The organism is Xenorhabdus taiwanensis (assembly GCF_036512875.1).
GTDB classification, from domain to species: Bacteria; Pseudomonadota; Gammaproteobacteria; order Enterobacterales; family Enterobacteriaceae; genus Xenorhabdus; species Xenorhabdus taiwanensis.
On sequence record NZ_AP028978.1, the window covers coordinates 1,522,990 to 1,543,005 of the forward strand.

General features: G+C 42.1%; 19 protein-coding genes. 7 read left to right on the forward strand and 12 right to left on the reverse strand.

Annotated features, from left to right (window positions below; genetic code table 11):
- Positions 1-3 precede the first annotated feature (3 nt).
- From ACE1SE_RS06835 to rmf, 5 genes are all read left to right on the forward strand, one after another.
- Entirely contained in the window at positions 4-1,914 is a 1,911-nt protein-coding gene (locus tag ACE1SE_RS06835; RefSeq protein ID WP_374053193.1) for an ABC transporter ATP-binding protein, read from the forward strand.
- Positions 1,915-1,963: 49 nt separating this feature from the next.
- Entirely contained in the window at positions 1,964-3,232 is a 1,269-nt protein-coding gene (pqiA, locus tag ACE1SE_RS06840; protein ID WP_374053194.1) for a membrane integrity-associated transporter subunit PqiA, read from the forward strand.
- Position 3,233: 1 nt separating this feature from the next.
- Complete coding sequence (gene pqiB, locus ACE1SE_RS06845) at positions 3,234-4,883, forward strand: intermembrane transport protein PqiB (protein ID WP_374053195.1); 1,650 nt, start codon at positions 3,234-3,236, stop codon at positions 4,881-4,883.
- Positions 4,883-5,488, forward strand: coding sequence for a membrane integrity-associated transporter subunit PqiC (pqiC, locus tag ACE1SE_RS06850; RefSeq protein WP_374053196.1), 606 nt, complete (start codon positions 4,883-4,885; stop codon positions 5,486-5,488). Before pqiB ends, pqiC begins: the two co-directional genes overlap by 1 nt.
- A 113-nt stretch (positions 5,489-5,601) precedes the next feature.
- On the forward strand, positions 5,602-5,760 hold the full coding sequence (rmf, locus tag ACE1SE_RS06855; protein ID WP_374053197.1) for a ribosome modulation factor: 159 nt from the start codon (positions 5,602-5,604) through the stop codon (positions 5,758-5,760).
- A gap of 76 nt (positions 5,761-5,836) precedes the next feature.
- On the opposite strand, the gene fabA is transcribed toward rmf, so the two are convergent.
- Together fabA and ACE1SE_RS06865 are read right to left on the reverse strand one after the other, a co-directional pair.
- Positions 5,837-6,355 (reverse strand): bifunctional 3-hydroxydecanoyl-ACP dehydratase/trans-2-decenoyl-ACP isomerase, encoded by a 519-nt coding sequence (gene fabA / locus ACE1SE_RS06860; protein ID WP_374053198.1) that lies wholly within the window; start codon positions 6,353-6,355, stop codon positions 5,837-5,839.
- A gap of 85 nt (positions 6,356-6,440) precedes the next feature.
- Positions 6,441-8,171: an AAA family ATPase gene (locus tag ACE1SE_RS06865; protein WP_374053199.1), complete on the reverse strand. Its 1,731-nt coding sequence runs from the start codon at positions 8,169-8,171 to the stop codon at positions 6,441-6,443.
- Between the two features lie 207 nt (positions 8,172-8,378).
- Between ACE1SE_RS06865 and matP the strand changes: the two genes are divergently transcribed.
- Entirely contained in the window at positions 8,379-8,828 is a 450-nt protein-coding gene (gene matP / locus ACE1SE_RS06870; RefSeq protein WP_374053200.1) for a macrodomain Ter protein MatP, read from the forward strand.
- Positions 8,829-8,885: 57 nt separating this feature from the next.
- Here matP and ompA read toward each other — a convergent pair whose 3' ends face one another.
- A complete protein-coding gene (gene ompA / locus ACE1SE_RS06875) occupies positions 8,886-10,004 on the reverse strand; it encodes a porin OmpA (RefSeq protein ID WP_374053201.1) in 1,119 nt (372 codons plus the stop codon).
- Positions 10,005-10,360: 356 nt separating this feature from the next.
- The gene (gene sulA, locus ACE1SE_RS06880; protein ID WP_374053202.1) at positions 10,361-10,828 is read right to left on the reverse strand and encodes an SOS-induced cell division inhibitor SulA; all 468 of its coding nucleotides are present in this window, start codon (positions 10,826-10,828) and stop codon (positions 10,361-10,363) included.
- A gap of 345 nt (positions 10,829-11,173) precedes the next feature.
- On the opposite strand from sulA, the gene ACE1SE_RS06885 reads away from it, so the two are divergent.
- Positions 11,174-11,797: a TfoX/Sxy family DNA transformation protein gene (locus ACE1SE_RS06885; RefSeq protein WP_374053203.1), complete on the forward strand. Its 624-nt coding sequence runs from the start codon at positions 11,174-11,176 to the stop codon at positions 11,795-11,797.
- 49 nt (positions 11,798-11,846) lie between these two features.
- Here the strand turns inward: ACE1SE_RS06885 and ACE1SE_RS06890 are convergent, their stop codons facing one another.
- The 8 genes from ACE1SE_RS06890 to ACE1SE_RS06925 all read right to left on the reverse strand — a co-directional run bounded on the left by ACE1SE_RS06890 (position 11,847) and on the right by ACE1SE_RS06925 (position 19,948).
- The gene (locus ACE1SE_RS06890) at positions 11,847-12,374 is read right to left on the reverse strand and encodes a nucleoside 2-deoxyribosyltransferase (RefSeq protein ID WP_374053204.1); all 528 of its coding nucleotides are present in this window, start codon (positions 12,372-12,374) and stop codon (positions 11,847-11,849) included.
- Between the two features lie 141 nt (positions 12,375-12,515).
- Positions 12,516-13,676 carry a hypothetical protein gene (locus ACE1SE_RS06895; RefSeq protein ID WP_374053205.1) on the reverse strand — a complete coding sequence of 387 codons (1,161 nt, stop codon included), beginning with the start codon at positions 13,674-13,676 and terminating at the stop codon, positions 12,516-12,518.
- A 9-nt stretch (positions 13,677-13,685) separates the two neighbouring features.
- Positions 13,686-14,771 (reverse strand): GNAT family N-acetyltransferase, encoded by a 1,086-nt coding sequence (locus ACE1SE_RS06900; RefSeq protein ID WP_374053206.1) that lies wholly within the window; start codon positions 14,769-14,771, stop codon positions 13,686-13,688.
- A 1-nt stretch (position 14,772) separates the two neighbouring features.
- A complete protein-coding gene (locus ACE1SE_RS06905; RefSeq protein ID WP_374053207.1) occupies positions 14,773-15,633 on the reverse strand; it encodes a hypothetical protein in 861 nt (286 codons plus the stop codon).
- Entirely contained in the window at positions 15,630-17,009 is a 1,380-nt protein-coding gene (locus ACE1SE_RS06910) for a P-loop nucleotide/nucleoside kinase family protein (RefSeq protein WP_374053208.1), read from the reverse strand. The genes ACE1SE_RS06905 and ACE1SE_RS06910 overlap by 4 nt, the downstream gene beginning before the upstream one ends.
- Positions 16,999-17,850 (reverse strand): hypothetical protein, encoded by an 852-nt coding sequence (locus ACE1SE_RS06915; protein WP_374053209.1) that lies wholly within the window; start codon positions 17,848-17,850, stop codon positions 16,999-17,001. The genes ACE1SE_RS06910 and ACE1SE_RS06915 overlap by 11 nt, the downstream gene beginning before the upstream one ends.
- Positions 17,847-18,923 (reverse strand): DegT/DnrJ/EryC1/StrS family aminotransferase, encoded by a 1,077-nt coding sequence (locus ACE1SE_RS06920; RefSeq protein WP_374053617.1) that lies wholly within the window; start codon positions 18,921-18,923, stop codon positions 17,847-17,849. The genes ACE1SE_RS06915 and ACE1SE_RS06920 overlap by 4 nt, the downstream gene beginning before the upstream one ends.
- The gene (locus tag ACE1SE_RS06925; RefSeq protein ID WP_374052694.1) at positions 18,911-19,948 is read right to left on the reverse strand and encodes an IS630 family transposase; all 1,038 of its coding nucleotides are present in this window, start codon (positions 19,946-19,948) and stop codon (positions 18,911-18,913) included. The genes ACE1SE_RS06920 and ACE1SE_RS06925 overlap by 13 nt, the downstream gene beginning before the upstream one ends.
- Between the last annotated feature and the right edge of the window lie 68 nt (positions 19,949-20,016).

Sequence of the window (20,016 nt, forward strand, 5' to 3'; positions counted from 1 at the left end):
ATTATGTCATTGATTAGTTTATCCGGTGCCTGGTTATCATTCAGTGATGCACCGCTGTTGAATAATGCTGAACTGCATATCGAAGAAAACGAAAGAGTCTGTTTGGTTGGGCGCAATGGCGCGGGAAAATCCACATTGTTGCGTGTGCTGGCAAAAGAACAACCTTTGGATGATGGCTTGGTTATTTATGAACAAGACCTGATTGTTGCGCGCTTACAGCAAGATCCTCCCCGTGACATAGAAGGCACAGTATTTGACTTTGTTGCAGAAGGAGTAAAAGAGCAGGCTGAATACATCAAAGCGTTCCATCATGTTTCGCGTTTGGTAGAAACCGATCCTAGCGAGAAAAATCTCAACCATCTGGCAGAGTTGCAGGAAGTACTGGATATCCGTGGCCTATGGTCATTGGATAGCCGGATTAGCGATGTATTAAAGCAACTCTCCTTGCCAGCAGAAGCGAAACTCTCTTCATTGTCTGGTGGCTGGTTGCGTAAGGCGGCATTGGGCAGGGCGCTGGTTTGCTCTCCGAAAGTGTTGTTTCTTGATGAACCAACCAACCATCTTGATATCGATACTATCGAATGGTTGGAGAATTTTCTGAAAGACTTCAACGGCAGTCTTGTATTCATTTCCCATGACCGCTCATTCATTCGCAACATGGCGACACGCATTGTTGATCTGGATCGCGGAAAGCTGACCTCATGGCCGGGAAATTACGATAAGTATCTTGAAGGAAAAGAAGAGGCACTGCGGGTTGAAGAGTTGCAGAATGCCGAATTTGACAAAAAACTGGCGCAGGAAGAAGTTTGGATCCGTCAGGGCATTAAAGCACGGCGTACCCGTAATGAAGGTCGGGTAAGGGCATTGAAAGCATTACGTGTGGAACGGGCTGAACGCCGCAATGTTATGGGAACAGCGAGAATGCAGGTCGAAGAAGCGACACGTTCCGGTAAGATTGTCTTTGAAATGGAAAATGTGAATTACCAGATTGGTGATAAAACATTGGTCAAAAATTTTTCGGCTCAAGTCCAACGCGGTGACAAAATTGCGTTAGTGGGGCCAAACGGCTGCGGTAAAACGACATTATTGAAGTTAATGTTAGGCAATTTGCCAGCAAACAGCGGGCGCATTCATTGTGGTACTAAACTTGAAGTGGCTTACTTTGATCAGCATCGTGCAGCGCTGGATCCTGATAAGACCGTTATGGATAACCTCGCTGAAGGTAAGCAGGAAGTCATGGTCAATGGACGTTCCCGTCATGTATTGGGTTATTTGCAGGATTTCCTTTTCCATCCTAAACGCGCGATGACACCTGTGCGAGCGTTGTCTGGTGGTGAACGTAATCGCCTGTTGCTGGCTCGTCTATTCTTGAAACCAAGCAACTTGCTTATTCTTGATGAACCGACCAATGACCTTGATGTTGAAACATTGGAGTTACTTGAAGAATTAGTTGATAGCTATACCGGAACCGTGATTTTGGTCAGCCATGACCGCCAATTTGTTGATAACTCAGTCACTGAATGCTGGATTTTTGAAGGCAACGGTGAAATCAACAATTATGCGGGAGGATATTACGATGCCCAGCAGCAACAGGCACAAACAGTTTCCCTGCGTCAGGCTTCGGAGAAAAAGGTGAGTGCTGAAAACAAGGCAGGTAAACCGAAACAATCACCTAAACGAACAAACAATAAGATAAGTTACCATTTACTGCGTGAATTGGAACAACTACCATTATTATTAGAGAAATTAGAAGAAGAGCTCAATAAATTGCAATCTCAGGTCAGCGCCCCTGAATTCTTCAATCAATCGCATGAAGTTACGCAAAATATTCTGAATGAACTGGCAGATAAAGAACAAGAATTGGAAAAAGCGTTTGATCGCTGGCAGGAATTGGAAATGATGAAAAATGGATGATAGCTGCCGCATAAAAGAAACTTGTGGGTTTTGCTAAAGGAGAAACACTTTGTGTTCCAATAACCACCAGCATGACAAGCTGGTTCTTTGTCCCCAGTGTGACATGCTGGTGGCTGTGCCTGATTTGGAACAAGGAAAAAAGGCGATTTGTCCACGGTGCCATGCGTTACTGACAGCAAAGTGGAGAGAGCCGCGTAATCAACCAACAGGCTATGCATTAAGCGCGTTAATCATGCTTTTTCTCGCTTGCCTGTTTCCTTTTGTTAGCATGAGTGTGGCGGGGATTGTGAGTGAAATAAAGTTGACTCAGATCCCCAAGGTGATGTTCAACGAAGACTATTCCAGCATGGCTGCACTTTTTTTGATCTTCGTTCAGCTTGTGCCAACATTTTGTATGGTTGCCATCATTCTCTTATGTCAGAACGTCAAAATGGCGCGTCGCTTAAAAATAGAGTTGGCGCGCATTTTGTTTAAGATGAAAACATGGTGCATGGCAGAAATCTTCCTTGCGGGTGTGTTGGTCAGCTTTGTTAAATTGATGGCACATGGTGAAATCAGCATTGGCCTGAGTTTTTTCCCTTACTGCTTGTTTTGTCTGTTTCAGGTCAGGGCATTTCAGTGTCTTGACTGGCATTGGTTTTGGAATGAAATTGCTCCGGCACCTAAAGTTTGCCATACCTTGCAGGCAGGAAAACCTGGCCTGATGCAAGGTGTCAGGCTTTGCCAGAGTTGTACCGCCATCTTGCCCGCCCAACAATCTCAGTGCCCCCGATGCCATACAAAGGGGTATGCGCGCCGCCGCAATAGCCTTCAGTGCACAATGGCACTACTGATAACATCAGCCATACTTTATATTCCAGCGAATGTTTTGCCTATTATGGTGACTCAAGCACTGGGACAGCAAATTAATTCCACCATTCTGGAAGGTATTATTTTGCTTTGGGGCTCTGGCTCATATCCTGTTGCAATGGTTATTTTTATTGCCAGTATCATGATACCTTTATTGAAAATGCTGGCTATTGGTTGGTTATGCTGGGATGCAAAAAGTCACACGAGCCATGATTCCGAAAAGATGCATTTTATTTATGAAATGGTGGAGTTTGTTGGGCGTTGGTCAATGATTGATGTCTTCGTTATTGCCGTCTTATCCGCACTGGTTCGCATGGGGCAACTAATGAGTATTTATCCTGCCCTGGGAGCAGTCCTGTTCGCCCTGGTTGTTATTTTAACGATGTTTGCATCAATCATGTTCGATCCGCGTTTAACCTGGGACAAAGCCAATCGTAAATTTGAGCTACATAAGAATGAGGAGTTGTAAGGTGACGGATAAAGAAGAAGATCTGACTCAGGCCAGAATTCGTAAACTTAAGAGTTGGTCACCGGTATGGATCGTACCAATTATCACTGTGCTGATTGGGGCTTGGATACTGTTTTATCATTTCAATCATCAGGGGCCAGAAGTCACATTGATTACTTCTAATGCTGAAGGTATTGAAGCAGGTAAAACTAAAATTAAAAGCCGCAGTGTTGACGTTGGTGTTGTCGAAAACGTGTCTTTGAGCGAAAACTTGGGGCAAGTTATCATTAAAGCCCGTCTAAATGATGGGATGAGTCGCTTGCTACGTACAGATACTGCTTTCTGGGTTGTGAAACCTCAGATTGGCCGTGAAGGAGTTTCTGGCCTGAGTACATTACTGTCCGGTGTTTTTATCGAATTACAGCCCGGCACACAAGGAAAAGAAGAAAACCGCTTTTCATTGCTTGATGCTCCACCGCTTGCTTCCCCTGATGCAAAAGGTCTTCGTCTGATTCTGACCAGTGAAAAAGCAGGACGATTAACTCCCGGAGATCCAGTGTTATTTCGGGGATATCGTGTGGGTTCAGTTGAGGCCGGCACTTTTGATCCAACATCCCGATTGGTTCGTTACCAAATTTTCGTTAAATCACCTTATGACGCTTTACTGACTACAAATGTCAGATTCTGGAAAGACAGTGGTGTCACATTTGATATGTCATCACAAGGTATACGGGTTGAAGTTACTTCATTATCGACTTTATTTGGTGGGGGGGTGAGTTTTGATGTACCACAAGGTTGGGAACTGGGCAATTCAGTGAAGGAAAAAGAGGTTTTTAAACTCTACGATAGTGAAAAAAGTATCCAAAACGCACTGTATACAGAACATACGGACTTTTTACTGTTTTTCTCTGATTCTGTGCGTGGCTTACAGCCTGGAGCGCCTGTCGAATTCCGTGGTATTCGAGTAGGAACGGTAGCAAAAGTTCCTTTTTATAGTGAAGATATTAAACAGCGCATCGACAATGACTTCCGTATTCCTGTATTGATTCATGTAGAGCCTGGGCGATTTGTGAAAGAGTTAGGTAATGGATTCAACACAGACAAAGAATTGAAGGAAACTATTACCAGAGGATTGAGAGCTACTTTGAAGCCGGGCAATTTACTTACAGGTGCGTTGTTTATTGATCTGGATTTTTTCACTAATGAGAAACCCTGGAAAGGCCCATATGAAATCGCGGGTTATAAGACTTTGCCTACTGTAAGCAGTGGTTTGGCACAAATTCAACAAAAAGTTACCACGGTGCTGGATAAGATCAACAAGATGCCAATTGAACCGGTGCTTGTTCAGGCAACGCAGACGCTTAAAGAAAGTCAAAAAGCAATCAAAACAGCGCAGAAAACAATGGATGAATTAAATCGCGTTTTTGCAAGTCAGGAAGCACAGGAACTGCCGAAAGATATACAAAATACACTACATGAGTTGAATCGCAGTATGCAGGGGATCCAGCCAGGCTCACCAGCCTATAGTAAGCTGATGGATAATATGCAACAGTTGGAGCAGGTATTACGTGAATTGCAACCTGTTTTAAAGACGCTCAATAACAAGAGTAATGCACTGGTATTTGAAGCCGAAGCGATAAAAGATCCTGAACCTAAAAAGGCGCCTGACTGATGAAAAAATTGATTTCAAAATTGGCATTTTTTATGTTTGCCAGTGTGCTTATTGTTGGAAGTGGGCTTATGGCGGGATGCAGCGATAGCCAGCCACCAAAAACATATTATCAGTTACCGGTTTTGGCTAACTTGATATCGCAGGAAGGTAAATTGGAGGCTAAACATGAACGACAGTTGTGGATAAAAAGGGTTAACCTTTCTGACTACCTTGCCGCTCCAGGAATTGTGTATCAGACGGGGGAGGTGAGCTATATCAGCGCATCGAACCATTTATGGGCTGGCCCATTGCAGCAACAGTTACAACAAGTATTGATTTCAGAACTGAGTGCAGCATTTCCACATCGTTTGGTTTCTCAGCAGGAATTAGAAAAAGACGCAGATGCTCTGGATATCACAATAACTGCTTTTCACGGGCGCTATGATGGTCAGGTATTGATTGAAGGCTATTGGCTATTGTCTAACCCAGACAGAGTGATTAGGCGGCCATTCAGCCTTAAGTTGAAACAGGAAAAAGATGGCTACGCTGAATTAGTGCTTACTTTAGCTAAGGGTTACAGCCAGTTAATCAAATCCATTGCCAGCCAGCTTTCTTTGCAACGTTAACCGCGTATGCATATCTTTGTTTGATATTCACTTTATAAGGGGAAATCATTAGAGAAAATCAGATAAAAATGATCATTGTTTTATCTTCATAGTAACAAGTGAGGAAGTAAGGCATGAAAAGACAGAAAAGAGACCGTTTAGCAAGAGCACTTTCCAGAGGCTATCATGCAGGCATTTTGGGACGGCCACGGGAACATTGTCCTTATTATTCATTGGATGCTCGTTCGTATTGGCTAGGGGGATGGCGCCAGGCGCAAGAAGATCGTGTGTGAGTTAATCAAAAGGACGAAACACCTCCGTAATAGCGGAGGTGTTCAGCATAGGAGACAGAGAGGCTATGAAATATGATTAAAAGGCACTGGTATCCTTAAACAAGCCTACTTTCAAATCAGTCGCAGTATAAATCAGTTTGCCATCTACCAGAACTTCGCCATCAGCCAGTCCCATAATTAACTTGCGATTAATGACACGCTTGAGATTAATACGATAGGTCACTTTTTTGGCTGTTGGTAATACCTGCCCCGTAAATTTGACTTCCCCAACGCCAAGCGCACGGCCTTTACCTTCTCCACCGATCCAGCCCAGGAAGAAACCGACAAGCTGCCACATAGCATCAAGGCCGAGGCAGCCGGGCATGACAGGATCATTGACAAAATGACAATCGAAAAACCACAACTCAGGGTTGATATCGAGTTCAGCCTCGATATACCCTTTATCGTAATTACCGCCAGTTTCTGTCATTTTTGTGACGCGATCCATCATCAGCATATTGCCAGAAGGCAGCGGTGGCCCATTTTCACCAAACAATTTACCTTGCCCAGAGGCTTGAAGTTCTTCTTTCGTGTAGGACTCTTGTTTTTTAAACATATTCTCAGATAGCCTTATAATCGTGTAGGGCTAGAGAATAGCGTACACTTGTACGCCCAACAACTCCGATCAGATAACAATGGAGTCAATCTAGCCAACGGAGGAACCAAGGAAGTCGAGGTCGTTCTTGAATATTAGCTTGTGCAATGCGTTCACATATCATAGCTAACAAGTGTTCTTTTTGTGGATCATAATAAGGAATACCCGTTAACAATGATATAGTGTCAGAAACATGTTCAACTGCCCAAATATGAAATTGCTCATTCTTTACCGCATCAATAACATCTTGATTCAGGCACAAATGTTGAACATTTGTCGTTGGAATAATGACGCCCTGATGGCCGGTTAACCCTCGGTAGTGACATATACGGAAAAAACTCTCAATTTTTTCATTAACGCCGCCAATAGGCTGGACATAACCAAATTGATCTACGGCACCAGTAACGGCAATTTGTTGGTCGATGGGTTGTTGTGACAACGCGCTAATAAGGGCACACAATTCGGCGAGTGAAGCACTGTCGCCATCCACTTCACCATAGGATTGTTCAAATACAATCGAAGCAGAGAACGGTTGTGGCTGCTCTAATTTCAATTCAGAAATTAAATAAGCCTGCATGATCATCATACCTTTTGCATGAATATTACCGCCTAATTCAACCTTGCGTTCTACATCGATAAATTCTCCATCCCCTAAATGCGCAACACAACTGATACGGGAGGGTTCACCCATGGGATCAGGATAGCCAGGATATTCGAGTACGGATAGCCCATTGATTTGGCCGATAACTGAGCCTTGCGTGTGAATCAATATCTGGCCTTTCAGAATTTCATCTATGCTGCGTTCAGCCAAATAACTATGACGCCAGGTACGATTATCTTCCGCTTGTTGGAGAGAATGTCTGGTGATCTGCTTTTCCTGCTGATAATTGGCTGCGGCTACCAATTTTTGCTGTATCCATTGAAGATCCAGGGGTAACCGGAATTGATCTTCTGTGTAACGGGTAGCAAGTTTGATCAACTCAGGCCAGGCATCGGCACTTAATGGCGGCAAATTTTGTTGCTGAATAATTCCGTTAACGTACTTGCACCATATTGTTAGCTCATCTTCTGCATGAAAAGGCATATCCAGCTCAAATTCGCCATACAATGCACTGCCTGCCAGCTCAGGTTCAATGGCCTGTAACTCTTCAAGACTGAGCCTGTCACCAACTAAAATCAGACGCAGATCCAATTCCATTGAAGGTATCGGCAATGGCAGGGAACGATTTTCATCGTGTGACAGCCAGTCAAAACGGCGCTGAATAATCATTTGCTTGAGACGAACCCACATCAATGGCTGAGAAAGCAGGGTGCGCAGAGGCAAAATCAAGATACCACCATTTACTTGATGGATGAGGCCTGGTTGTAGTTGAAGTATTCCTTGATGTGTATAAACATTGCCAAATAATTGTTCTGGCTCAATCCACTCACGGTAAGCAACGCGTTCAGTTGGCGCAAAAATACCTTCTCCTGAAGAGTGCCAGGTGATGGTTTGGTGTTCTATCTGGTAATAACCACCGATATTTGAACGGCTCTCCGGCAGCAAAGAGGAAATAGTATTGGATAGAAGAGACAGATAAACATCACTTTCTTCTGCTTTCAGCAGCATAAAAGGTTGACGCAGGGAGGACTGACAAAAAAGGGATAACCCACTATGCAGCCTGGGTTGAACCACATCCATTGTGATGGGGGTCAATTTAGCGATAGAATTAAAGAGTGCCTGATAAGGCGCATTGTTTGGCTGTAATGCCTGCCAGTCTAGTTTTATATTCGTCAAGGTGATAGCTACATCATATAGTAAAAAGGGAAACATTTATTATACAAGATTAGGCAATGAACCAACATGCCAGAATTTTGCAAGAAACGACATTTGAGCCAGCGCTTTCATTGCCTGTAAAATATGCCAATATTCTGTGTTGTTATAGGCAATTTAAAGAAATAGTTGCTATGCTTAATTGAAGTTACGCTGTCACTGAGAGATGAAATGAAATATCAACAATTGGAAAATCTGGAATGTGGCTGGAAATGGGCTTATTTGGCAAAAAAACACCGTGAAGGTGAGCCGATTACTAAATACATTGAAAAAAGTGCTGCGCAAGATGCGGTCAATGAGTTAATGAATTTAGAAAGCGAGCCAGTCAAGGTATTGAAATGGATTGCTCTGCATATGAATCCGGATTTGTCCAACCGAATGAAGCAAACAATTCGGGCACGGCGTAAACGTCATTTTAATGCTGAACACCAACACTCGCGTAAGAAATCCATTGACTTGGATTTTCGTGTTTGGCAGCGGCTTTCAGCACTATCCCGACGTCGTGGCAATACCCTGTCAGAAACAATCATACAGTTATTGGAAGATGCTGAATATCGGGAAAAGTATACTCACCAAATGTCGAGTTTGAAACAGGATCTGGAAGCAATATTAGGGAAATAAGTCTATTGGTAAAACCCCATTTAAAATGGGGTTTTCAATAAATTGATTAGAATAGCCTTACTGAGTAGCTTTTGGCTGAGTTACCACTTCAGTAGTGCCCTGAATATTGATATCTACACGACGATCTGGAGCCAGGCAGTCGATAAGTTTAGAACGAACCTTAATTTTGTCACAGGTAGAGCCAGTAACAGGGTTTTCCTTGCCGCGACCTTCTGCCTGGATACTATCTGCCGGAATACCCTTAGCAACCAGATAATCTACGACGGACTGAGCACGTTTCTGAGACAGTGGCAGGTTGTAATTTTGGCTGCCGATGCGGTCAGTGTGACCGACTACCAGAACCTTACCCTGAGTTGGATCGATCTTAGCCAGTTGGTTATAAAGGGTATCCAGTTCCTGCTGACCTTCTGCCTTCAGTGTTGATTTGTTGAAATTGAACAGAACATCAGAGCGCAGAGTAAAGCTCTTGCTTTCAACGACAGGCGCTGGCGCTGGCACAACTGGAGGCGCTATTGGGGTAACGACCGGCGCAGTTTCATCTTGTCCAAAACGGTAAGAAACACCAACACTCAACAGACCATTATCTGGACGAGCACCAACGGTAGTGGCATCACCAATATTGTTAACCCACTGGTAGTCCAGGCGGGTTGCCAGATTTTTGGTCAAGGCGTATTCGACGCCAATCGCGGCCAGAGGAGAAACACCTTTGTCGTCGTTTTTCAGTCTGTGCTGGTCTTTTGGACCCGTTCCAGCTAATGCATTAGAATTGTAGGTCGCAGAAGAGTCTGCACGCCATAACATACCACCAAGGCGAGTATAAACATCCAGATTGTCCAGAACTGGGTAGCTCAGTTTAGTCGTCAGCTGAACGCCCTGGGCACGGAAAGCCCCATTATTAGTGCTGCCTTTATAAGCGATGCGACCTAACCAATCGTAACCCAGTTCAAAACCTAAATATGGAGTTACTTGATAACCGACATAAGCACCTGCACCTAACTGGTTTTTGTGGGGAGAGCCGTTGCCAATCCGGTTATCATAACCATTACCGTAGAAATTTACGTCATGGTATTGAGACCAGCCCAGTTTAGCGCCGGTATACCAAGTGTTGTCCTTTGGAGCTGCTTGAGCAGCAGTTGCGAAAGCTGTTACTGCCACTGCGATAGCTGTCTTTTTCATTTTACGCCTCGTTATCATCCAAATAGGCAATTGGCTTTAAAAGCCTTATTGTTAGCCACTGGTTAAAATGTTCTGTTAGGTAATCATGCATTAATCAGAAGATGTGTTCTGAAATATAAGAGCGGTCAGCACAACTCCCTAAACTGTGTAAAGTCTACAACGAAGTTAAAAAGTTACAAGTGCACTGTGACTCGTAACACAAAAAATTTAATTACCCACTGACAAAAAATAAATATTTTTGACGAACATTTACAATGATTGCAATATTAATATATTGATTTTCATTGCAAACAATAATGATTATCAGTGGGTAGCTTATTTTTCATAAAAAATGTTGAGATTAATCCTAATTTTAGTCAATGATAATAATTAGAATAAATTTGTAGCCTATTCGATTGCGCAATAAATGGATGTGATAAATTTTGTGGTCGCATAATAAAACCAAGAGTAAGACCTTTTTGTGCAGCTATTTGTAGCGTATTTAATTGATATTCTGATAATTCCGGTAACCAGCCCAATACAACGCTATAATTGCCGCTTGCCAGCGCTTTTTCCATGGCATTAATTGAAGCAATAGGGCGAATTTGGTTTAGTTGGATAACTTTATTTAAGGGAAGTCCAGCATCGATTAACCATTGGCGACTTAACCTCTTATTTGGATTTACCCAAAGTAACCATCGACTTTCTTTTCCAGACTGGCGCAATAAAGGTAGAAGGATGTGATTGATGACAGGCTGGTGTTCATTGTAAACCAGCTCACTGACCAGGCCTTTTATCACGTGTGCAGTGCATTGAGGTAGTTTCACAAAAGACACTTTTTTCATGGTCATCCCAACCATTGTTTTGTCTGTTTTATGTTCGTCTACTGTTGTGTCAGTCGCTGTAGTTTTTTTCGCGATGAGATATTCCCACGTTGATCGGATGCTCATAATGTTCCTTACCATAATAAGCTGTATATTTATACAGTATAACGATATTTGATTAAAAGCAAGTCTCTTTTTTTCAAAGCGCTTCGCAAAAATTTACAGAAATTAGGATTTTTCTGCCTTAACGATTGGCAGTTGGGAGTAGATTGCGTATGGTTTTAATTAATTGTTCTGGTTATCTATTTTATTAACAGAAGGCATGATTAAACATTACGTTGGAATGTGATTCATGGAGTGATAAAAATGTTTTTATCTGGAGCTCGTTTTGCTCAATTGCAACATGGTGTATCTTCACTGGGAACGCTTAAGAAAAAATCTCAATTTGGCGGCATTGGATTATTAATTGATGATGTTTTGTTTGCTATCAGTTCTGATGGAGAGCTTTATTTACGAGGAAATAGTCATGCTGAGGTACTATTTAAAGCCAGGGGAATGGAAAAATTTATTTATTCAAAAAGAGGAATACCTGTGACTTTGCGGTATTACCGTGTTAATGAATCACTTTGGCAGGATCAAAAACAATTATTTGAGTATGTAAATTTAGCCTACCAATACACAATCAAGGAAATAATTGATAGGCAAAAAATGCCTCTTAGGCTGAAAGATCTCCCTAACTTAGGAATTGCTTTAGAAAGGCAATTATGGAAAGTAGGTATTTCTAAAGTAGAAGAATTACGAATATTAGGGGCAAAAGCGACTTACCTCAAACTCCAGCAACATAGGAAAAAAACAAATGTCAGTTTGTTGCTTGCACTAGCAGGTGCAATAGAAGGGTGTCATGTTGCGGTATTACCAGAAAAATTACGTGACGAATTAATTAGCTGGCATAGTGAATTGGTTTACCATAATTCAGATAATCATCCATAATAAGTGAAATTTGGTGAATAGGGGCGTGAGCCCCTACTATTTCCTGATTTCATGCGACGGCTGAAGATCTTGGGGTAACTTTCTTTTCTAGAATAGATTGGATCGTATGGCTTAATATAGCCGGATCATATACAAAATCATTCAGGTGAATATGATGAACCTGAGCAATAGCAGACAGGCCTTTTAGCAGATGGCTGGCAGAGTTATCAAAGGGTTTTTCGGTGACTAATATGATAGGACGTTTTAAAGCGGAAGCCCAACCCAACTCAATATGGGTACCATCTGTTCTGATTAGTTGTTTCCGTTGTGGGCAGACGGGCAAAATGGCAACAAAAATATCGCATTGTTCCATCCATTGGCGATCCCGCTGGGAAACTTCCTCTGGAGTAAATAAGTGTGTTGTTCCGCCAAATTGTTCTGTACGATGGGCCGAAAAAACTTCTGCACCAAGTGATTCCAGATGGTAAATAGCAGATTTAATGTGAACTTGTAAGTTATTGTCTAATACCCTTAATTTCAATGCGTGTTGGATAGGGCCACCAACAAATACTTTAACATCAGAAAATATTATGGACATAGGGTTCCCTCTTATAGAAATAAGCTTTAATATTTATAAGTAGATGATAATAATAATTTATTTCTTTATACAGACATTAAAAAATTATTATTAGGGTAAATTATATTTTCATTGTTGTGTTATATCTAACTTATGGATGTATTATGGTTTTTGATTGGATAATCTATTTTCAATGTAATCAGCAATGATATCATCTGAATTATTTTGAAAAATGTCATGACAGGAATTAGTGTTGTTTTTTTCCTTTTCAAGGAATTGATTTATTTTACTCATGGCTCGTTTTCTTTCTTTCGGGTTATTAATAAATAAGTTATTGCATTCTTTGATTAATGCTAACCCATCTTTCTCTGGTAGATAGGGAGGGATATCAGGATAACCATATTCTGGTTGCCATAATAAACCATACTCATGGCTATAATAATTTTGGAGATACACCTCTAATTGTAATTGTTGACTATAGTTTTGTGGTGGTAAGAAAAAAACATCTTTATTGAGAGCGATACATTCATAAAATGTTGTCAGGCCCGGATTGGCTAATACCTTACGAGCATGATGTAATTTTTGCAGAAAATCAGGCCTTGAAAAACAGCCAATATGAATATGAGGATGAGTTTTGGCAAAAATTTCTGCCAAATTTACGATAGTTTTACCTCCACCTGCAATAGTAATGTTGGTTTCATTTTTTAGATAGGGAATAGACAATAACTCTTCGAGGAAATGATAATAAAAACCTGTTGTATCGGCGTAGACTGTATCAATGCCACCAAGAGTAATTAATATACCGTCTGGAGGGGGAGCGTCCATCATGCATTGTTGCAGAGAATTGTGAAGAATTGGTGGGATAACTTGATAATTACCAAGCTTATCATGGAATCGTTCAATATTGTGTTCTATTCCATGAAAGTCTTGAATAAATGTCTTTTCAATTTTGTGCAAATCAACATGAAGATTATCCCACATCCAAAATAGTGTGTCGATATAGATAATTGATGTATTAAGCTTTGAAACGAAATCAATCGAGTTAAGGTTAGTATTTATGATATACAAACTTGCTCCAGAAATAAGCTCAGAATAGCGTGAAAGTTCTGTAACTGAAGTGGTATCACATTCATAAATTTCATCAAACAGGCCGGATTTTTGACCTAATTGGGAAGAAGTCAGTGTGCCTAATAAAATAAATTTAGTGTCCGGTGTTAATTTATTCCGGTGCTTTAACTTTTCCACCACATTTAACGTGGTGGATATCGGACCAAAACAGAATGGATCTGCGTCAAAAATAATATATGGAATGTTTTTTAACATAATGCTCTCTCATAAAGGAATATTTACATTTTCTATATCAAATTGTTTGGTATAAGGACAATATAAAAAAGTACTACCATGGAGGTTATTAAGATGTAATCGTCCAGAAAGATTGAGATTATTTGTCATTAAATGAGCTAAGAAAATATTGTGCAAATTTTGATGGGAGATAATAATCCGCATAGAAGACATTGAGAGCTCATCGCCAATTTTCATAATAAAACGGTGGATTCTAGCAGCCGCGTCCATCACCTGTTCTGAATCTTTGAAAGGGGAATCCAGGGGGGTATGCAGTAACCTATAAGCATAATCTTCACCATAGCGATGCGGAATATCCGCAAGTTTCATGCCAATAAGCTCTTCTGGAAAGAACTCACAAAGTGCATCAGTTTCTTGTATTGAACAAGATTTAGATGCTGAGTTAAGGGCTTTGGCAGTTTCAAGTGCCCGGCGTTGAGGTGAGGTATAAATATTTTGCCACGGAAGTTTCCCTAATATTCGTCTACCAATTTCTTCAGCCTGTCTGATTGAAGTGGCATCAAGGGCGATCACATTATCTTCAGGGCAGTAATCTAAATGGTCAAGCGGGATAATTTTCCCATGTCTGATCCACAGTATCTTTAAGGGAGGGATGGAGCCATTGTAGTGTATGCGTCCATCTACTTGATGGCTTGAAAGCCCATGAGATTGCCAAAAAAAGTTGGCATTTTTTCCTACATCTGTCTCCAAATGAACATGTGTGGCACCGTGGCGACGCCCCCATTGCAACATGGCATGCCATAATCCATAACCCAGCTTCTGGCGCTGGTATTCATCCCTGATATAAAATTCAGCAATATTCAGGGTCACTTTTTCTTCCCGTTCAAGATACACATTGGCTAATCCCGCTAATTGTCCGGCAGTTAGCAACAAAAACAGCCCCCTGTCACCTTGTAGGATGCGTTGTTCAAGGATAGTATGGTTTTCCTTCGCAATAGCCTCTTCTGATTGATCCCCAAAAACTTCTGGCCAATGGCGTTGAAAATATTCTCCATAAAGATGAAGAAATGAATTCCACAAGGGAGATTGAGGGGTAACTTGTTTGAGTTCTAACATTTTACTGACTCCATTCAACTCTTGGTGAATTAAACATCAACATAACTTTTTCACACCATTGATGATAATTTAAGCTGGAATGCTCTTTTTCTTGTCGAGGTTTGGCAAGTAACGGCTGAACCATTCCCTGATGTTTAAGTAATGTTTGCAGGGAGGGAGAACATTTCTCCCAATTTAATACTGTACGATAGGGGCTTGATTGGTAAAGAGCGTACAGTGAGACATTGTGGATATCATCTTCAATAAAGTGAGATTGCAGATGTTCTCTCAATGCCGCAAATTTTTCTTCGGCTGCGATATAAAAAGTAGTTAAAATATTTCTGACAGAAGAGGGAATATGCTCTCTGCTTGTTAGACGAAGGCGCAATGCTCCACCGGTACGGATAAGTTTATTGCCGTTGAAAGAATAATAAGCAGCATGAACATGCAAGAGTTCCTGTAAACAATCTTTCTTTCCATAACCCTGAGAAAGATCCAGAAATACATGAATATTGTGGTTGTTCTGAATTTTTCGCAAAAATTTCATGCATCCTGGATCGATGTAACCTAAAGGATGAGCGAGAAGGATGGCACATGGTTGTGGAAGCGCGTTTAGCATTGCCATCGTAGCCTGGATATCTGCTTGCAAAATCATGCTGGCTTGCTTGGGCGGTAAAACAGGATAGAAGAGTGGCTGCCAATTGGCTGCGTAAACAGATTCAACCATGCTTTGACATATCCACTCTGGCATCAGGCAATAGCCTTGAGTCGCCACGGCTTGTAGATCTTCGCGAAAAAAGTCCCGCACTGAACAGCCATAGTTCATGATATCTTGCTGAGACGATATACCTTGCAAAGAGAGTAGATTGCGGTGAGATATCATGGTGTGATCCTGAGATGAAGGCGCTCAATATATTCATTGGCTAACTGGTCATAGAATTCATTTTCTCTGCCCCATAAATCAAGCTGAAGGCCAGTATAAGGGCAATAGAGCGTTTCCAAATGACTAATCAGGCAATTGATTCCCATTAACTTTTCTCTACCCAGATAGCTACAACCCCATTTAGCGGCATACCATTGACCCGCACCGTTATTTATCATCAATGACCAGGCACCAGGAGTACCGTTATCGTCATAAGTGACTGCCAGATGATATTGGTTACTTTTGGATAACAGGCCAGGGAGATATTGGAGATCCTCACGGCTCAGGCTGCGCATATCACTCTGTTGAATGGTTTTCCAGCTTTTCGCGTCTACATACAGTGCATCTTGCCATAATTGCTCAGTTTGACTCGAAGTACTGTAACGGGTGACGGTATGGTGAGTGCGTGCTTTCTTAAGACTGCGTTTTAATCGTGTTGAGTGCTGGATCAAAAAGTCAGCGACTGTTGTTTTAGGAGGTACGTTGACAATAGGGGCTGACCATCTGCTTTCTTCATGGCACTGTAAACCCTGCTGTTGCGCTAAATCATGCAGGTAGAAATAGGCGCGGGATTTTGCGTTCAGATACTTAAATAAAACAGGTTGCAACCTTAAAAAAGAGAGTAATGCTTTTTCTTCCTGAGCCGTAAAAGGGAAATCGAAGAAAGTATTGCTTTGCCACTGTTGCTGGCTTTCTTGCCAAACCAGATCAACATACTCAAAACGCCTGAATTCAGGGTAACGTAATGCTGTTCCTAAACGCCATAAATGAGAAGTGGTTGGATTGGTAAAAAGATCTATTGGTGCAGATTGTTGCATAATTGCCTGGCTTATTCGTGCCACAATACTGTCTGGAGAATATTTCGCGCTATCAAGCAAAGTTTCATGAGGTACATTGTAATCCCATAAACTATCTTGGGCGACTTCTCTGATACGGGAGGCTGGCAAACGATCTTCTATAGCTCGTTCCTGATTACGGGTAATCAGTGTTGGTTCCTGCGCAACGAGCCGGTAGTGCAGAATTCGAACACCTTTTCGCGTAAATAGGGAATGGATAGCGTCAATTTCTTCAGGATGAATGAATACGCCATCCAGAATGATCAAGTCACTGCCCGCATCAAGGCAATCATCAGCAACCTTTAACAACCGCAGGGTATCTTCCATGATGATTTTTGGCGTAAGGTGTGTTCTTGGTTCAACAAAATGATGAAAAGTATCCCATGGTAAATAGGAGACGGTGAACCCCTGCGCCAGCATGCCATCTTTCAGGCGGTTGCATGTTGTGGATTTACCACTTGCTGGTGTTCCTCTAATGACAACAACAGTTTTATGCTTCATTGCCTAATACCTTTAATTGCCAGCCTCGCATGATATCTACAATAGAATGCTGATTAAAGACGGTCTGATAATAATCGTCATGACCAATTTTAGCGGCACGATGCATAATCTGTTTTGCGGTAAGACGTAACTCGATTTTATGGTTGCTATTGCCCAAACACATTTCCTTACCTTGTGTGTTTGGTGGTGGGGGGTAAAGCAATATATTGCAATTCTGTCCAATGGCATGATAGTAAATCTGGATTGCTTTTTGTTGCGTGGTATTTTCCACAAACAGCGTTTGCTCTGGAGAAATTTCAAGTGCTGTGCTGAGGAATTCGGGAGTATAAAGGGTGATGTTGCGGTAATACACATCCAACATCATCTGTTCTTCATCTGTTCCCTGTGGGTAAGTAGCATCCGGTTTTTTGGCGTAGAGACCATATAGCATTGAGGTTGGCAACACTGCCTTGATGTGGGGAACCCAGTTATCAATATGCTGGCGGATCTTATTTTCGCAGGTATCCACCCAATAGATTGGGGGTAAAGGGATGCCAAGCTGCTTCAAAGTATAAACAATGCCGGCTTCTAACCATTCTCTCATTGTCTTGTGGTTAGCTTGTTGAGGATCAAAATGCAACAAGTCGGCCATCATGATTGCTTCATGGGATTGAAAATAGAGATAAACAGGGGCATTGTGCTGTGAAGCGATAATTGCTGGCAACACAGAGTCGATCAAATCTTGTAGTGAAAGTCGGGCAGGTACACCTTTTGCGTAACAGATACAAGAACCTCCCAACACATATTGGACAGGCTGATTATTCCCGCTGGGCTGAGTGAAAAAGTTCTTGTCTAATATCATGATAGGTTTCCTTCCATAGTCCACTGTAAAACATTTTCGTAAGTCGCATTATCAATAGGTACAGGCAGGCAAATGCGGTCACTCACGATGATTTTATGTTTTTCTAATGCTGATACAGGAAATGAACCTTCTTGCAGAGTCCAAGGGAAACGGTCAGAGTAGGGAGAAAGCTGATTTTTTATAATCGGGTGGTTAGCTAGATCCCAGGCTTGCCAATCATATAGCAGTGTTGAATTGAAGCGATCTTTGGGCAATTTGTTGCGTCTTAACCAGACAGAAACGGGTATCGTCCCTTCAGGGCGTGGGGTGATCCAATCTATGGGTAAATGTTGCAGGATTGTTTGATAACGCTCTGTTAATAAGGCGCGGAATTGTTCGATATTTTCCAGTTGGTTAATCAGTAATGCAGCTTGTATTTCATTGAATTTATTATTGTCACCAAAACCAATACTATTGCTCCAATCTGGATAGCCTTCTGCTGTACGCTCAGCACCATGATCAGTCATCATGCAAGCATTGATGAACAGAGAATTATTTTTGGCAATCAGTAAACCTCCCTCACCGCTACTGATTAATTTATTGGCTTGAAAACTAAAACAGCCATATTCGCCAAATGTACCCACAGGCTGATTTTGATATTTAACCCCCATAGCCTGTGCGCAGTCTTCAATCAGATACACATTATGCCGTTGGCAAAGTTGGGCGATTTCAGCAATTGAAGCAGCAGTACCTTCCAGATGAACGGCAATGACTGCCAGAGGTTTGGTATCCATTTGATTTAACGTCTTGTTTAATGCTTCTGGACACATCATGCCATTGTCATCGACATCAACGAGAACAGGAATTAATCCGCAACTGAGCACGGCATTGGCAGTAGCAATAAATGAAATGGAAGGAATGAGTACCCATTGCCCTGTTTTGGGCCTGAGCCCAAGCAAAGCCGCTTTGAGTGCGACAGTACCATTTGTCAGTAGGATGGCATGTTGGGTATGCAGAATATTTTGTAACAGCCTTTCTGCCTGACAGCAATATTGGCTCTCTGTGGCATATCTATACCAATCTAACTTGAAGATGCAGGAATTAAAATCTGAAAGTTGTCAGTCAGTCGAGTCGTCAGTTCTTTCGCTTTTTCTGGCAACGTGACCTGAAAAAAGTGACGAAGGGTTTCACGGAACGTCTTCGCATCCGGAAAATAGACATTGTTACGCACCTGCTCATTCATATACTTCCACAATCGCTCTATCGGATTGAGATTTGGGCTATAAGGCGGGAGGTAATGCAATTCAATATTCAGGACATACGCCATCTCTTTCACCAACTCTGCTCTGTGGTAACCCGCACCATCCAGAATAATATGGATTTTTTGCGAAAGCGGGTAAGTTTCCCGGAGCGACCCGAAAAAATACGCGATGTTTTCAGCATTGATACTCGGATACTCACGGATCACCGTGTCTTCAATGCGTTGTAAATTGAGGGCACCCAGAATATTGAGACGGGTACGACTGCCGGTGGTTTCGACCACTTTGACCTGATTTTTTCCTGCTTTCATCCAGCCATAGCTGAGCTTTGTGGACTGGGTTGGATGCACCGCATCAATAAATAGGATAGGTTCACTCTGACCCACTCCGTTTTTCAGCGATTGGTAATCATCAATAAATTGTTGCTGTTTATCCGCATCAAATTTATGCGGAACGCCCTTGGGTTTCTTGTAGCTGAAACCCTGGCGGTGAAGCCATTTTGTCATTCCGCCCACGCTGAAAGACACCTGCCAACGGGCTTGGACATAGGCCACAATTTGAGTGGTCGTATGCATCAAATTGGCCGTCAAATAATCAATCAGGTCGGTGGTTTGTTCGGCAGAGAGATGGCTTTCAGACCCGCCATTTTCCGGGATGAGCTTTTCCTGAGCGATGAAATCTTTTAGGTGACGGCTGACCGTACTTTCATGAATACGCAAGGCCTGTGCAATCATCTGAGCAGTCCAGCCTTCAGAGGCCAAAAGCACGGCCTTGATGCGATCACAGACTCGACTGTCACGAGTGGTATCATGCATCAATTCGAGGGCACGTTTTTGTTCTGGTGTCAGATGAATTTTCATGGTCGTAAGCATGATCTGGTTTGGGGGATAAATCAAGCATCTTCAATGGCGATTGGTATAAACACCGC